We start from the raw sequence: 15,858 nt of genomic DNA on the forward strand, positions 1-15,858 counted from the left end.
ACCGGATGGAACCGGAGCGCGAAAGTCCGTACTGGCATGAGATCGTTCAGAAAAACTGGCCCGCGATCCCGCCAGGGGACTGGAGCGCTCTGGAAACGCGGGCTCGCGACCGGGCGGCGGCGCTCGACCTCGACAGTCTCGAACGTGCACGGCGCGGGTTCGAAGACAGCGCCCGCTCGAGTATCGGCATGCAGTCCATCAAGGACGATATGCGCGCCCAGCAATGGCATCCCCAGGCCTTTGCCGACGCACTGAGCGCCGCTGCCGACACCTTCGGGGAATTCGCGGATCGGGTGCGCCGCACGCGCAACCATATCCTCGATATCGTCGATCGGGCAGACCGCCGTATCGCGGCGGTGCCCAAGGCGGTGGCGTCGGACGAGGAGGATCTCGATGCCGCCGAAGTGCGTCGGCAGCAGCGCATTTCCGACATCATCGCCGAGGCCAGGCAAGAGGTCGAGGACGTAGTCCGCACGGCGCTGCAGACGTTGAGCCCGACCGGATTGCCCACACTGGCCAAGATCGCCGATGAGCTGGGGGAGCCGGGTCCGTGGGATGCCGGACCGGGGGGTGAGCGGGACACGCCGTCACGGCACGGACCGGATGGCCATCATCCCAACTCTCGCCATCCCGGCTCTTTCCATCCCGACGCTCGCCATCCCGGGGACGCGCGGCATCCGGGGGTTCACCGTCCCGATGTGCCACTGCCTGGGCTGCCGAGCTCGCTCGACCCGGAGTTGGATCCCAGCCGCACGGCTCCATATCCGGCGGGGGCGAATCCGGTCGCGGACGAACCCGCGCAGCCGCCGGATGGTCGGCAGATCCCGGGCCCTACGGCACCGGCCCCGACGAATTCGGAGTATGGACGGGTTTCCACCGGATCACCGGATGACGTTGCCGCGGTGAACTATTCACCGTCCATGGCGCCGGGCGCCGGGCCCGACGTATCGACGGCGGGTAGTTCGCATCGTATGGCGCCGGCTGCAACGGCGGGTGATGCGGTCGGCGACGGCTCGACGAGCGAGGCGAATACGCACGCGGCTGGCGATTCATCCGAGGTGGGAACAGGATTCCGAGCGGCGCAATCCGATACGGACCGAGCGGTTCCAGATGCGCAGACATCCTTCGACTCGCCACTATTCGCGGCCGGCGCCATGGCGCCACCGGTCGCAGCGACGGGTTCGACCGCATCGGGTTCGTCTCCGACCGGTGCGGCAGTGTCCGCGCCCGCATCCCAGACGCGCCAGCCTGTGTCGATGGCCGACTCGCGGGGTGCGGTGGCGGATGCGCGGGGGGCGGTGACCGATACGCGGAGCCCGGCGCCGGACCAGCGCGCCGCTGCAGCGGGACCATCGAAAGTGGCTGCAGCAGTGGGAAATTCGTCGGGCATATCGGCCACACAGACCAAACAGCCACTGCCGCAACGTAATACCGATCAGCAGGCGGCCCGCCCACCGTCCGGACCAGCCGACACCGGTGGCAGTGACGAGCTGATCCGCAACGCCGTCGGAGCGGCCATGCTGTCGGCGGCCGCACCGACATTCGTGCTCGGTGACCGCGTCGACGGCGACCTGGTACTGGCGCGGACCATTCTGGGCGGCATCCTCGCGGCCGTCGATTCGTCCGCGGTGGGACTGTCCTGGGCGGTATCGGTGCTACGGCATACCGGCGGGGTGAGTGCCTTCGTGACGTCGAACGAGGGACGCGGCTGGATCCCCGCCGGACTGTACCTGCCGCGCGAGATATCGACGCCGTGGCTGTGGTCGGAATCCGACGGCGCCGCATGGGAAGGCCTCTGCGATCCCGGCCGGGTGCTGGTGGAGTTCGGCTTGGCCTGGGGCCGGAAATCGGGTGCCCGGCTGTCGGCGCTGGCTTCCACACCGGCGATCGACCCCGAAATGCGCAGGCAGTTGGGGGATGTGCCGATGGCAGGGGAAGTAGCGGCATCGACCGCGATGGACCTCGGATCGCCGGGGGCTGGTTTGGTGGATCGGTTGGGGCTGGTGGCCGCCCCGCAGTCGGTAGAACGGATATCCGGATTACCGCCCACGCAGATCGGGCCACGCTGTGCCGAACTGGCCGCGGATGCTCATGTGCGCGTTGGCAAGTCGCAGGTGGGCGGCGCGGCGGCCGCACTGGGGGCGCCGCAGCTGCGCGAGCAGATCCTGGTGGCGATCCAGCGTAATACAGCGGTTGCGACGCAGTTGTGGGACGAGTTGCGCGACGTCGATGATTTGCTCGCGGCCTCCATGCTGGCGCTGCGCGCAGATGTTTCGCGAGTCGCCCTGGGGGAGTTGCGATCCGAACATGTCGACGGCCGATCCGGCACCGACGCGGCCACCCTGCGTTCGATGGTCTTCCAACGACGCTGCAACGAACTGGTGTTACTGCTCGCCGAGGAGCCGACACGTCAGTGCCTGCGCGACGCCGTGTACGCGCACTGTCAACTGGTCGAGCACCCGCACTTTGTGCAAACACCGACCGCCGTGCCGGATCACTCGCGGCGATCCACCATCTCGGCGGGACCACCAGCGCATTAGGGGCGCTTGGACCTGCGGTCGAGCGGTTCCCAGCCATGGGAAGGATCGACAATGGGGAAGTCGGTGGAGGGAAAGGACTGATTACGCATGCCCCAGATGGACATCGACCCTGCGGTGCTACGTCAGCTTGCCCTTCAACACCGGCAGATCGCCGATGACACACGCGAATGGTCGAAGCAGCCAGTCGATTGGCTGGCGCAATTCCCGTCGACCTATGGATCAATCGCGGCTCCGGTCCATGAGGCCCTGATGAGGTACTACGCGGCCCGTGAGCGTGCCGGCAATGCGCTGGCCGATGAGCACGACTACACCGCGAAGTCGTTGCTCGAATCCGCGGACGCATACGAACGCGCCGACCACGATATGGCGTCGCAACTCCTCGATAACGGAAGGGACATCAGCGATCTGAGCTCCCCGCCGTCCGGCGGTCCGTCCGGTGGCCCCACCGGCCTGTCGGGGTCGGGGCCGTTCACGCCGCCGCCCGGTGGTCCGAGCGGCCACGATGGCGGACCTACCTCGGGCGACACCCCGTCGACACCGGTTGGGCCCAATGGCACGGCGCCCACAACCGGTGGTCCGGGTACTCACGGTGGTCCGCCGGGTCCGGCGGGTGCGGTTGCCCCCGGATCGACCGAGGGAGCTGCCCCACAGGTGGGCGCCGGTGCTGCCGCCGCATCCTCGCCTACCGCGCCGGTCGGCAGCGGCGTGATGCCGCCTACATCGGTCACCCCAGGTCCGGTCATGCCCGGTGTCGGTGCCGGATCGGTCTACAACGGGTCGGCGGACGGTCAGTCCGGTCCGCCGCCCGCGGCCCCGACCGCGGACGGGATGCCCGTGCCAATACTGACTCCTTTCGCGGCGGCGGTCGCGGCGAACAAGGCGAAGGAGGCCGAACCCGCCTATATGGTGGGCGACGTGGTGAACGACGATCTGGTGCTCGCCAAGACCTTGCTGAGCAGTGTCCTGGCGGCCGCCGAGTCGGCGATCGGCACCGCCTGGGCCGCGGCCGTGATGCGCGGTCCAGGGGGCATCGGCATGTTCATCACCTCGAACGAGGGCCGGGGTTGGCTGCCTGCCGGAGTGTTCCTGCCGCGTGAGGTTTCCACGCCGTGGCTGTGGGATGAGGTGCTCGGCGGTGACGGGGCGGGATCGCCGTGGGAAGGCATCTCCGATCCGGCGCGAGTTCTGGTCGAGTTCGGGCTGGCCTGGGGACCCAAGGCCAATGCGAAGCTCTCGGCGCTGGTGTCGTCGGGACCGATCGATCCGGGCCTGCAGTCGCGGCTCCCCGATATCGCGATGGCGGGGCTCGTCGGCCCGGCCTACGACGTCGATCTGCGCGAGCCGACCCAGGGCATGACCGACCGGCTCGGCCTGGCCGGCTCCATTTCCGCACTGGAACACGTTGCGCAGGTGGCGGATTCGCAGATGCGGGACCGCTGCGTCGAGTTGGCGGCAAACGCGCACGCCCAGGTGGGGCGGTCGCTGTCGGCGCCGAGCGCGGCCACCGCATCCGCTCTGCGGCAACGAATCCTGGCGATGGTGCAGGCCGGGCAGCCGGTATCGCGCGAACTGTGGGACGAATTGCGCGACGCCGATGACCTGCTGGCTGCGCAGATGCTCTCTCGGCGCGTCGATGTGGGCCGGGTCGGACTGGGTGAGCTGCGCCTCGACAGCGAAGTATCGGATTTGCGCGCAATCGTTTTCGAGCGTCGGTGCAATGAATTGGTCTTGTTCCTCTCGGGCGAGGCGACCCGGCAGTCGCTGCGCGATGCCGTCTACGCGCACGAACAGATCGTGGAACATCCACTGTTCGTGGCGGTTCCGGCGGCGGTCTCGGCCGCGGAGGTCGACCGGCCAGTTCGCCCCGCGGTCGTCCCGGGCGCGGTCTCGGCGCCGGCCGTCACCGCCGGCCCGCCGAACGGCGCGGTGGTCGCGCCGCCGACGGTCGCGCCGTCGGTCCGCCCCGACCAGCGGTGACGGTGCGCCGAGGGCGAAGGTGCCGATGTCGGACAGCCGCGATGGCGTTCGGAAGTTCCATCGGTGGGGACGATCGACAATGGGAATCGGCGGAGGGAAAGGATTGATACGGCATGCCACAGATGGAGATCGACCCTGCGGTGCTGCGTCAAATGGCCCTCCGGCACGAACAAATCGCCAAGGATGCGCGCGCGTGGTCGGTGCCACCGCGCGATTGGCTGGCGTCCTTTCCCACGAGGTACGGGCCGATCGCCGATCAGATCTATCACGAACTGGAGGACTATTACTCGGCACGTGAGAGCGCCGGTCTTGCATACGCGGCCCAGCATGATCAGCAGGCGAAGTCGTTGCGCGAATCGGCGGATGCCTTCGAGCGCGGCGATCAACACATGGGTTCGCAGATCGGCCGAAACGGTCAGGACATCAGTGACACGCTCGGCACGCCATCCAAACGTCCGGGACCGTCCGCGCCTCCGCCTGTGCCCCCTGGGCCGACTGCTCCGCCCGGTGATGGGCCAATCGCTGCGCCGCCCGGCGGCCCGACTGCTCCGCCGGGTGGCGGGCCGACCGAAACCCCCACGGCACCGCGCGAGCCGAACGGTACGGGGCCGACCGGCGGTCCTCCGGCCGCGGGCCCGCAGCCGAGCGGTCCGGGGCCGGTTATGCCTCCGGGGACGACCGTTATGGCTGCACCGCCGAGCAGCGTGGCCACGCAGTCGTCGCCGCCCGCGCCTGTCGGCAGCGGCACGGTGTCGCCCGCATCGGTAGCCCACGGTCCCGCTTCCGTCGCACCCGGCGAGGGTGTCGGACCGATCTACGGCAGGTCGCCGGACGATCGAATCACCGCACCGACTATCGGTGCGCCACCGATGTCGTCGGCTGCTCCGGCACCATTCGCGGCGCCGCTGGGCCCGAAGGACACGGAGCACGAAGCCGAACCCGCCAATGCGGTCGGCGATGTGTTGAACGAGGATGTGGCGCTGGCCAAGACCCTGCTCGGCGGCGTGCTCGCGGCCGTCGAATCGTCGATGGAAACGGCCTGGGCGGTCGCGGTGCTGCGCGGACCGGCGGGCGGCGGCGTATTCATCACCACGAACGAGGGACGTGGCTGGCTGCCTGCCGGAGTATTTCTGCCGCAAGAGGTTTCGATGCCCTGGCTGTGGGATGACATGCTCGGCGCGGACGGGTCCGGGTCGCCGTGGGAGGGCATCTCGGATCCGGCGCGCGTATTGGTGGAATTCGGGCTGGCCTGGGGACCCAAGGCCGATGCCGCGCTCTCGGCACTGGTGTCGTCGGGACCCATCGATCCCGGTTTGCGCACGCGGCTCGATGGTGTCGCGATGGCGGGCCTGGTCGGTCCGAACTACGACATCGATCTGCGCGAGTTCACTCCCGGCGCGACCGACCGGCTCGGCCTGACCGGCTCCGCCGCGGCGCTGGATTACGTTGCGCAGGTATCGGATTCGGAAACTCGGTCCCGCTGTATCGAGCTGGCGGCCGACGCGCACGTGCGGGTCGGGCGGACTGCCCTGTCCGCGACCTCGGCCTCGCTGCGGCAGCGGATACTGGCGATGTTGCAATCCGGCGAGTCGGCCCGGCGCGAAGTATGGGATGAACTGCGCGAGGCCGACGAACTGCTTGCGGCACAACTATTGTCCCAACGGCTCGATGTCGGCCGAGTCGGATTGGGCGAACTACGCGTCGAGGACGCGGCATCGGAATTGCGCGCGCTGGCTTTCGAACGCCGATGCAACGAATTGGTCTTCCTACTGGCGGGCGAGCCGACCCGGCAGACCCTGCGCGATGCCGTCTACGCGCATGAACAGATCGTGGCCCATCCGCTGTTCGCCCAGGTACCGGCTGCCGTCTCGGCCGCTCATACCGACGGTGCCCGGGCGGTGCATGTCACCTCCGGTGCGGTCACGGCCCCGGTCGTCGACGCCGGTCCGCCCAGCGTCGCGCTGATCGCGGCCCGGACCGTTGTGCCCGGCAGCGTTCGGAAAGGTCTTGAATGATGACCGTCTGGGCACGCGTAGCGTCCGATAGCAATCGGCGGGGTTGAGAGGTGCCATGAATTCGTTTTGGCAGTACGTCAACGGCAAGTGGGAATTCGTTTCTGGCTCACCAGGGGACAAAGAAGGTTACTACTACCTCGAATCCGACGACGCCGCCGCCCCTATGCGACCGATCTACAGCAAAGGGGATGGCCATTTCGAGTACCTTGAATATGAAAATACGAACAAGGTCATAGACTCGGACGGAAATCTACACGAGTTCTCGGGCACCAACGGCGTGCATAGAAGCTACTCGAAAATTTCTTCGGAGACTTCCGGGAATATATCGAATGAAAATGTCCCCAACTTCAAGCCGTCCAGCGCGCCCACCACAAATACCTCCGCTGACGACAAAAACACGCTGCACACCGGCCAATCGCTGTTTCCCGGTCAGGAACTGAAGAGCGAAGACGGGAAATACACCTTCCAGGTCACCGACAATCAGCTGAAAATCGTCGGACCCGACGGCCGGATGTGGGTTCAGAACGTTGACGGCATCAGCTCGGTCACCGTCAATGGGCACGGTATCGATGTTCAGGTCAAGGGACCTTACGGCAGTTATTCCGGTTGGTCGACGGATTTCGGCCTCGAGGATATCGTCGATGTAAAACTGGTCGACGGCAAGCTCGTTGCGACAGATAAGGATGGGAAACAGCATACCCTTTTCGAGGGGGATAAGGGAAAGCACTGGTTTCTTGTCGATTTCGATCGCCCGCGCGGTACGACATCCAAACTGTTCGACACTGTCCGGGATACGGTGAAGAAATCGATGCAGACGCAGGTCGATTTGCTCGGCTCCGGCGGCGGGACGCAAATGCCTGACCTCGCGACGATCATGACGAAGGAAGATCTCCCGGATCCGACCAAGTCGGACAACAAGGGGAAAATGATCGATGCGTACAACGAAAATCGAGATCAGTTCCAACAAGTGCAGAGCGAGATGGAGAAGTGGCAGGAAAAGGTCAACCTCATCTCGGTGACGGATATCCCGGACCGGATCGAGCAGGCCAGGGACAAGATCGAAGATCATATAATCGATGATCTGAACGAGAAACTCCGCGCTGCCGATATCGACTACACGTGGAAAGACGGCAAGGAGGGCGGCACCATCGAGAGTGCCGCCGTCACGCGGGATTCGGAGCAGAAGCTTATCGATGCACTCCTCGATGCGGGCACTGCCGTGGATAAGGAGGTGAAAGCAGTACACGACTTCTTCGAGAAAAAGAAGGAGGAAGTCAAGAAGAGTAAACCCGCAGCGCCGAAACGCACCGGAGCCGACGACTCCGGCGACAATAACAGCAACAATGGTAATAACAACAACGGTAGCAATAACAGTAGCAATAACAACAACGCGGCCGATAATGTCATGTCGACTGATTGGGGCGACAGCTACAAAGACCTGCTGACCAATGGTGAGAAGGGCGGCGCAGATGACACGACGTCCGAATCCGCCGGAGACACCGCTGCCACGACCGGAGCCAGCAATGGGAATTCGGCGATACTGAACGCGATCAATTCCGCGATCGACAAAGTCGAAGCCTCCGGACAGAAGTCCAGCAGCAACAACGGCGGGTCCAACAACCGCGGATCCAACAACGGTGGCGGTAGTAATTCGAATTCGGGTAATTCGACGGCAGGCCTGATGCAGGCGATGCAGATGATGAGCCTGATATCGAGTATGAACCAGGGCAAGAACGGTAAAGGTAAAGACACGGGCGACGATGAATCTCGCTACCGGGACCGCGTGGGTGAGTCGGGTGCCGCGCAGGCCGTGCAGGCGTCGGCCGCGAACCCGGCCCAGATGACAGATTCCGGCCTGGTCTCCGCGTCGCCTGCTACACCACCGCAGTTGTCCACCACCGGCAAGGCCAATGTGGATATGCGCCTGCCCGATGGTTCGACTCAGAAAGTGTCCTCGGCGGTGGCACAGGCGGTCAATAAGGAACTGAACAATCCGAACGGCAGCGATGCGCGGGCGGCCTATTCGGGTACCGGGGCCGACATTTCTCGGGGTACTCCGGTCGGCAACTCGGATCTGCATACGGGTGATGTCGCGACGTGGTCGGACCGTAGTGGGAATGTGGTCGCTACCGGTGTGCTCGTCGTCGACGGTTCGGGTCTGCACATGATCTCGAGTGGCCATCTGGTAAATCTCGACACCGATAACCCGCCGTACGGTGGGCACGACGACTATACGTTCAGCGGATTCGTCCGTCCCGCCGACGGCACTGTCGCCGTCGCGGCCACTGACGCGGCTCCAGCCGCACCAGGTGCCGTGACGGCCCCGCCGAGTGCGCCTGCGGCGCCGCCCGCGGTAAGCGCACCGACGGCGGTGATCTGAGACACGGCCCGGGCGACACCGGATTCCGGCCGGGCGGGAACCGGCTGTGTCGGAATCCGACACAGCCGGGTCGATTCGACGACTACGCCTGCACCACAGCGGAATCCGGCTCGTCGTCGGTATCCACGGCCTCCGCTGTGTCCGCCCCGTCCGCGGTCGTTACGGCTGGCCGCGTCGTCGAGCGCCGGACATTCGCACTGGCCGGCCGCACCAGTGGATTCGCCGCCGGTGCGGTGGATCCGGGGGCGGACGATGCAGGCGCGTTCGGATCCGCCGGTGCGGTGGTCGCGGGTTGTCCGGGCGCCGGTGCCGGGGTCGCACTGCCCGGTGCTGCAGCCGCATCGGGTGCTGCTGCCTGCGCCTGTCCGCCCTGGGGTTGGGCCCCCTGGGCGTGTGCGTCTTTGTCCTTGTTCGGATCCTCGTGGCTTTTCAACAATTCTTGTGCGATCGGTGCTACCGCCATCGCCGCCATCGGGATCATCGACATCAGCCCCTGCACCAGCGAGCCCAATCCGCCGCTACCGGAATCACCGCCACTGCTGTTGGCGGAGGAGCCGGCACTGTTGGAATCCGACTTGCTGGAGTCACCCGCCATTTCCGCATTGGCATCGGCGACGGCGGTGACTTTCTCGTATACATCCTCCACCGCGGCGGCAATGGCCTTCATGAGCGCCACTTCCTGAGCGGATTTCAACTTGCCCGACCCGACCGCGGTGAGTTTGAGGTTCAGATCCTTGACCACGCTCTGGATCGAACGCAGGGTCCGATCGTTCTCGGCCGAGATCACGATGGCGGTTTTCATTACCTTTTTGTCCATGGTGAGCAGCGCGGTTTGCTTGGTTTCGACCTTCGTGAGGGCCGCCTCGTACTGGTCGGCGGTCATACTCTGGCCGAGGCTTTCGTAGATCACCGGCTTCATCAGGTCGTCGACATTCGGTGGCGGATCGGTCAGGCCCCGGCCCAGCAGATCGACCGCGGTTTGTATTTCGGCCTCGGCCAGTGCGATGAAGGACTTCAGGCCGGTCCGCGCACCCGGGGGACGTACCAGCTCGACGGTCCAGTAGTGACCGGTCTTGGTGGTGGTGCTCGATGTCGTCGTGGCGCTCGACGTACTGGAATCGCCCGTCTGGAATGCTGACAGCAGCGCTTCCGGGTCTCCTGTCGTGGCAGTATCCGTCGCATCTGCTGGCATATCGTCGACACCGCCTCCCTTGAAGTTCCTCATATTGTCCTGGCTTCCCGCCCTTGGGAATGGCATTCCTGTCGGCTTGCCGCATAGTCGTAGGAATCCCAGAACTGGGAAGGAATGGAATGGCGCCCACACTGACCGACCATCTTCACGGCGTGCTGCAATCGCTGCTCGGACTCTACGGCGACGGCCAACCCGACCCGGGACGCGCGCCGACTGTCGTCGACGCGATCGCACGCCAGTTCCACGCGCACTCTGGCGCCGGCGCGATCGGTTATACCGATGCGCGCAGCCTGCAGGCGGCGACGGCCGAATCCCATGCGGGCCGAGACGGCGTGGTGCACAAGGCGGTCGCCGAGTCGAGTGACGCGACGATCACCGGCCGCAATCGGCTGAACGATCAGATCGCGGAATTCCGAACCCGCGCCATGGCGATCGCGTCTGTCGGTGACACCCGATTCAGCGGACCGGCATTGCTCGACGCGGCGCGCACCACCATCACCAATGCCACCCGGCAGGTCGACGCCGATGTCGCGGCCGTACGTCAGCGGGCGGCCCAGATCGTGCCGACCACCACGCCGCAGGTAACCCGGCGCAAGAACACGACATCGCGTCGTCGGCGTCGAGCTCGTTCGCGCTCCGCAGTGCTCTCGCGCGGCGGCCGGGTACGGGTGCCATCGGACGGCACGGCGGGCAGCAAGGCTGTCGGAGCGGCCAGTGAATGGCTCGGCACGCCCTACATCTGGGGCGGCGGCGGGGCGCACGGGCCCAGCGGTGGTGGCTTCGACTGCTCCGGGCTGACCCAGTATGCGATCGCGCAGGCCTCCGATGGTCACGTGGTGTTACCGCGGACCACCTATGAACAGATCTACAGCGGGGTGCGGGTGTCCCCGCATGATGTGCGGCCGGGCGACTTGGTATTTCCCGCAAGTTCATTCAGTGCGCGCGGACCTGAGCACGTCCAGCTCGCCGCCGGCAACGGGATGGTCATCGAGGCTCCGTACTCGGGTTCGACGGTGAAGTGGTCGCGCATGTCCGAAAACGCCGTCGTCGTCCGGGTACTTTGATGGCCGAGCCGCTCGCGTCGGAGGTCGCGTACTTCCTGGACTCTTGCGGCGTTCGCTATTCGGATATCGATGACGGCGAGGTGCGCGCGCTCGCCGTCAAGGTGCGCGCCTTCGCCACGGATGTTCTGGGTGGCCCCGCGACCGCCGACGGTGTGGGTGCGACCGACAGCTGTCAGCGGCTGGTCGCGACGTGGGCGAGTAGGAGCGCCGACCATACGGCGCAGATCGAGCGAGTCTGCGCCTTGGTGGCGAAGGGATTGGATGCGGTGGCCTATGTGATCACGGTGACCAAGACCGTGGTGCTGACCGAACTCACCGTGCTGGCAACGACTTACGTGAGCATCATGGCCACCCCGGCGGCGGCGGTTGTCGGTCCCTCGGTCGTGGCGGCGGCGCGTCGATTGTGCGCGCAGCTGGAGTGCGCGTTGGTCGGTTACGTCGTCACCGAGGTCATCGCCAAATCTCTCGAGCCGCTCGGACGCAGTATCGACGCAATGCTCACCGGCGTCGGCGCGGATGCGACGGCGCGCGAAGGCCAAGCCGACGAATTGGTGCGCAAGACGGTGACCTTCGCCGACGACGTGGCCGAGACCAGCCGAGCCCTGGTCCGTGAGGTCGAGCCCGGCCCGGTCCGGCAACTGCCTGCCACACCGACGCGCACGCGTGGATTCGTCACACCGTGGGCCCGCGCGATCCGGGCTTCGGCGGCCCGGGCGAGCACTCAGCAGGCGGTGCCGCCGAGGGCTTTCCGATCAGTGGACAGCCGTGCGACGACCGCACGCAAGCCGCGGGAGACACCGTGGTCGAAGCTGGGTCGCCAACAGCAGGCAGCTGCTGGGGCGACGGTGACGGTGCCGACAGTGCGACGCCGCGATCGGGGGTGAACTCACCCGATAGATGACTGAATTGTCGGCCGGCGATCCCCGGGAGCGTTGCGGCGGCCGGGCAGTGTGTGGGGGATTCGACCAGCCGCCGCATGCGGACCGTTGGAGTAAGTGGGTTGCCGATCCGCCGCTCGCCATGCGGTGACTGGCTGCCGGATCTCGGCGCCAGCCACCGCTGGATGGGACTGGGTCTTCGGGATGAGGGACCGCCGACCCGAATTAATCATACCGCTAAATAATGGCACGTTCAATAGCGGCACGTTAGTTATTATTGGCCAGTCGGGCTGTTGATGTCGATCCTTGCCGACAGGGCGGACTCTCCATCCGTGCGAGAATTCCCAAGATTGGGAATAGGTTGACGTCGCGACCGGATCCGAAATGGCTATCTTCGGTCAACGGGATCGTCGGAAGGGAAGTCCGAGTTGTCTGCGGCCGAGGACGCGTTCTATACAGGTGTACAGAGTCTGGCGCTGGTCGCCGGGGGTGTGCGTAACGAACAACATGCGGCGGCCGCTTTCCGCGCGGCCACCGATTTGGACCCGGACATGTGCGATGCCTGGCTGGGCCGGGCCATGGCCGGCGAGGTCACCTCCGAGGTGATCTACGGCGCCTACCGTTCGGTGCACAATCTCTACCGGGATCAGCAGCGGGCCGGTCTGGTCGATCGCGCATTGTGGTGCCAGGTCGAGATCGGCGTCTACGGGCTGCGCGTGGCGATGGCCGATCGCGATCAGATCGCCATTGCCCAGGCGTGTTCCTACGCCGACGGTGGTGAATGGCAGGAAGCCTCCGCCATTCTCGATGAAGTGCCCCGCGACGACGTCGCCGACTTCGTGCGGATGTCGCTGTTCTTCCGTACCAAGCAGTGGATCGACATGCTCGCCGCGCGTAATGCCAAGCCCGCGCTCGAGGACGGATTGCTCGATATCGCCGCCGAACTGATGACCGCGCAGTCGCTGGCGCATCTCGGCCGATTCGGCGAGGCTCTGCCGCGCGCGCAGCGCATCGTGGAGGACAGTCAATCCGGCAATCTGTCCTACATCTGGGCGGATGCGCACTACCTGCTCGGCATGCTGCTGCGCCATGATGGTGATCACGAGGCTGCCGACAAGATCCTCAAGGGTGTGCAGGGCTCGGCGCTGTGGCCGGATCGTCCGGACTGGCAACGCGCGGTGCGGGACAAGTCATTTCGACTCGAGATCACCACCGCCGAGGTCATAGCGTCACGCAGTAACCAGTGGGATCCGAAGTCCGGCGACGATCCGGCCGAAGTCGCGGCATCGGCTGCGAAGATGCAACGGGAATCGCTGCTGGAAGAGGCATCGGACCTGTTGCACACGCAGATCGGCATGGACTCGGTCAAGGAGCAGGTCGATCGGCTCAAGTCGGGTGTGCTGATGGATCAGGTGCGAGCCAAGCGCGGCCTCGCCGTCGATTCGCGATCCCAGCATCTGATCTTCTCCGGCCCACCCGGCACCGGTAAGACCACGATCGCCCGCGTGATCGCCAAGATCTTCGCGGGTCTCGGCGTGGTCGAGAACGCCGAAGTGATCGAGGTGTCCCGCAACGATATGGTCGGCACCCATCTCGGCCATACCGCGCCGAAGACGAACGCTTTGATCGATTCGGCATTGGGCGGTGTGCTGTTCATCGACGAGGCGTACACGCTGGTCCAGGAGGGGCTCTCCGGCGGTGACGCGTTCGGCAAGGAAGCCGTCGACACCCTGCTGGCTCGGATGGAGAACGACCGCGACAAACTGGTCGTGATCATCGCCGGTTACGAGGACCAGATCGACCGCTTCCTGGCCTCCAACGACGGCCTGGCCTCCCGTTTCACCAAGCGGATTCGCTTCTCCAGCTACAACGCGGACGAATTGGTGCGCATCGCCGATTACATTGCCCGCAAAAAGGATTCGATCCTGTCCGAACAGGCCCGCGAGGTGCTGCGCGACCGCTGCGAAACGCTGGCCGAACAGACTCGCAACGGTCGTCGGCTGATCGATCTGGCCGGCAACGGCCGATTCGTGCGCAATGTGGTCGAAGCTGCCGAGGCCGAGCGGGATTACCGCTTCACCAGGGATAATGCGGATCTGCTCGCGATGACCAATGAGGAGTTGATGACCATCGACGCCTTCGATATCAGCGCCGCGCTCGCGGGCCTGGCGCCAGCCGCGACGGGCTGATTCGGTGGCACGCTTCCGGGTGGTGACCAAGCACCAGATTTCGGGGTGGCGATTTCTGCTGCGCCGGATCGAGCACGCGCTGGTCCGCCGGGATGCCTCGATGATCGATGATCCGCAGCGCGGCCGGTCGACCGCATTGACAATCGGCATCGCGCTCGCGTGTGTGTTGATCGCCGGTTCGGCCGTACTCGCATTCTTCAAACCCGCCAAGAAGGTGGGGGATTCGAAGATCGTGTCGGAGAAGGACACCGGCGCGCTGTTCGTTCGGGTCGGCGGTCGGCTGCATCCGGCATTGAATCTGACCTCGGCACGGCTGATCATCGGCTCAGCGGACAACCCGGTGCCGGTTTCGCGCGATGAACTGGCGAAATATCCACGTGGACCGTGGGTGGGGATTCCGGGCGCCCCCGCAACGATCGCCGACACCAGCGACCGGAATTCGTCGTGGACGGTCTGTGATACCGCGAAGATCGGCGCCGCCGCCCCGGTCAATCCGACCACCGGACTCCCGACGGTCGCATTGTCTCCGGTGCAGACCACCGCGATCGGTGGTCCGCTGACCGTCGACGGCGATGCGATTCGCGGGCTGGGGCCCGATGAGGCCCGGTTACTGCGTGACGACACCACCACCTGGCTGGTGTACTCCGATCCCGAGGAGGGGATCGTCCGCGCCGCAATCGATTTGCGCGATTCGGCCGTGATCCTGGCGCTCGGCATCGATCCGACATCGACGGTGGTCTCCGCCTCCAAGGGGTTCATTTCCGCCATCCCGGAAGCACCGCCGCTGCGCGTACCGGTGGTGCCGGGGTCGGGCAATACCGTCACGTTGACCTCCGGGCTGAGCGTTCCGGTCGGCTCCGTGCTGACGGTATCCACTCCCGACCGCGGCGCCTCCTACTATCTCGTGTCGGAATCCGGTGTCGCGCAGATCAATTCGGTGCTTGCCGCGATGATCCGCAATGCCGACTCACACGGCTCGGTCGGCACCAGGACAGTCGGGCCGGATGTGATCGCGGCGAATTTGCGACCTGGTGCGTGGCCGGGGACGGCGGCATTTCCGAGCCGCCCGGTGCATGTCGTCGACCCGAATAGGCTCGGGGTGAGCTGCTACCACTGGTCGCGCTCGGGCACCGATCCGAATGCCGCAGTCGAATTGCTGGTAGGACGGCAGCTGCCGTTGACAGTGGAGGAACAGGGCCGGACAGTCTTTCTGGTAACGGCGACCGGCTCGCGCGGAACTACCGCCGACGCCGCGTACATGCCGAGGACTACCGGGCGATTCGTCCAGGTGACCGGGGAGGATCCGGGATCGCCCCGGCGCGAATCGCTGTTCTGGATCTCCGACAGCGGTGTGCGTTACGGCATCGACGTCGGTGGTGACCACGGTGGGGCCGAGCGGACACTGGGCGCGTTGGGTGTCAAGAATCCGGTCCCCGCGCCGTGGAGCATCGTATCGCTGTTCGCGGTCGGCCCGACCCTGTCTCAGGCGGACGCCAAACTTCAGCACGACGGAATTCCCACGAATAAGGCCGTCGCCGGACTTCCGGGTACCTCGTGACCGAGCCGAGCGAGGGAACCATGAACACAGCACCCCCGGTCGCAGCGCCGAGCACTGGTGAGGCA

9 protein-coding genes are annotated in these 15,858 nt (G+C 65.7%); 8 read left to right on the forward strand and 1 reads right to left on the reverse strand.

Going from position 1 to position 15,858, the window contains the following annotated elements:
* Positions 1–5: 5 nt before the first annotated feature.
* The 4 genes from ACW2Q0_RS03815 to ACW2Q0_RS03830 all read left to right on the forward strand — a co-directional run bounded on the left by ACW2Q0_RS03815 (position 6) and on the right by ACW2Q0_RS03830 (position 8,912).
* Positions 6–2,540 carry a hypothetical protein gene (locus ACW2Q0_RS03815; protein WP_457186175.1) on the forward strand — a complete coding sequence of 845 codons (2,535 nt, stop codon included), beginning with the start codon at positions 6–8 and terminating at the stop codon, positions 2,538–2,540.
* A 96-nt stretch (positions 2,541–2,636) separates the two neighbouring features.
* Positions 2,637–4,517: a type VII secretion target gene (locus ACW2Q0_RS03820; protein ID WP_457186926.1), complete on the forward strand. Its 1,881-nt coding sequence runs from the start codon at positions 2,637–2,639 to the stop codon at positions 4,515–4,517.
* A 113-nt stretch (positions 4,518–4,630) separates the two neighbouring features.
* Positions 4,631–6,532: a type VII secretion target gene (locus ACW2Q0_RS03825; protein ID WP_457186177.1), complete on the forward strand. Its 1,902-nt coding sequence runs from the start codon at positions 4,631–4,633 to the stop codon at positions 6,530–6,532.
* 55 nt (positions 6,533–6,587) lie between these two features.
* Positions 6,588–8,912 (forward strand): hypothetical protein, encoded by a 2,325-nt coding sequence (locus ACW2Q0_RS03830; RefSeq protein ID WP_457186179.1) that lies wholly within the window; start codon positions 6,588–6,590, stop codon positions 8,910–8,912.
* A gap of 82 nt (positions 8,913–8,994) precedes the next feature.
* Here the strand turns inward: ACW2Q0_RS03830 and ACW2Q0_RS03835 are convergent, their stop codons facing one another.
* Positions 8,995–10,137 (reverse strand): hypothetical protein, encoded by a 1,143-nt coding sequence (locus ACW2Q0_RS03835; RefSeq protein ID WP_457186181.1) that lies wholly within the window; start codon positions 10,135–10,137, stop codon positions 8,995–8,997.
* 86 nt (positions 10,138–10,223) lie between these two features.
* Between ACW2Q0_RS03835 and ACW2Q0_RS03840 the strand changes: the two genes are divergently transcribed.
* The 4 genes from ACW2Q0_RS03840 (at position 10,224) to eccB (ending at position 15,793) form a co-directional block, all read left to right on the forward strand.
* A complete protein-coding gene (locus ACW2Q0_RS03840) occupies positions 10,224–11,168 on the forward strand; it encodes a C40 family peptidase (protein ID WP_457186183.1) in 945 nt (314 codons plus the stop codon).
* Positions 11,168–12,052: a hypothetical protein gene (locus ACW2Q0_RS03845; protein ID WP_457186185.1), complete on the forward strand. Its 885-nt coding sequence runs from the start codon at positions 11,168–11,170 to the stop codon at positions 12,050–12,052. Before ACW2Q0_RS03840 ends, ACW2Q0_RS03845 begins: the two co-directional genes overlap by 1 nt.
* 422 nt (positions 12,053–12,474) lie before the next feature.
* Entirely contained in the window at positions 12,475–14,235 is a 1,761-nt protein-coding gene (gene eccA / locus ACW2Q0_RS03850; RefSeq protein ID WP_457186187.1) for a type VII secretion AAA-ATPase EccA, read from the forward strand.
* A gap of 4 nt (positions 14,236–14,239) precedes the next feature.
* Positions 14,240–15,793 (forward strand): type VII secretion protein EccB, encoded by a 1,554-nt coding sequence (gene eccB, locus ACW2Q0_RS03855; protein WP_457186189.1) that lies wholly within the window; start codon positions 14,240–14,242, stop codon positions 15,791–15,793.
* Positions 15,794–15,858: the final 65 nt, after the last annotated feature.

The sequence above is a fragment of the Nocardia citri genome (genome assembly GCF_054065835.1).

Bases quoted from the DNA above. Each gene is read 5' to 3' on its own strand.
- ACW2Q0_RS03815 (WP_457186175.1), top strand. From the start codon at position 6: ATGGAACCGGAGCGCGAAAGTCCGTACTGGCATGAGATCGTTCAGAAA.
- ACW2Q0_RS03840 (WP_457186183.1), top strand. From the start codon at position 10,224: ATGGCGCCCACACTGACCGACCATCTTCACGGCGTGCTGCAATCGCTG.
- ACW2Q0_RS03835 (WP_457186181.1), bottom strand. From the start codon at position 10,137: ATGAGGAACTTCAAGGGAGGCGGTGTCGACGATATGCCAGCAGATGCG.
- ACW2Q0_RS03820 (WP_457186926.1), top strand. From the start codon at position 2,637: ATGGACATCGACCCTGCGGTGCTACGTCAGCTTGCCCTTCAACACCGG.
- ACW2Q0_RS03825 (WP_457186177.1), top strand. From the start codon at position 4,631: ATGCCACAGATGGAGATCGACCCTGCGGTGCTGCGTCAAATGGCCCTC.
- ACW2Q0_RS03830 (WP_457186179.1), top strand. From the start codon at position 6,588: ATGAATTCGTTTTGGCAGTACGTCAACGGCAAGTGGGAATTCGTTTCT.
- ACW2Q0_RS03845 (WP_457186185.1), top strand. From the start codon at position 11,168: ATGGCCGAGCCGCTCGCGTCGGAGGTCGCGTACTTCCTGGACTCTTGC.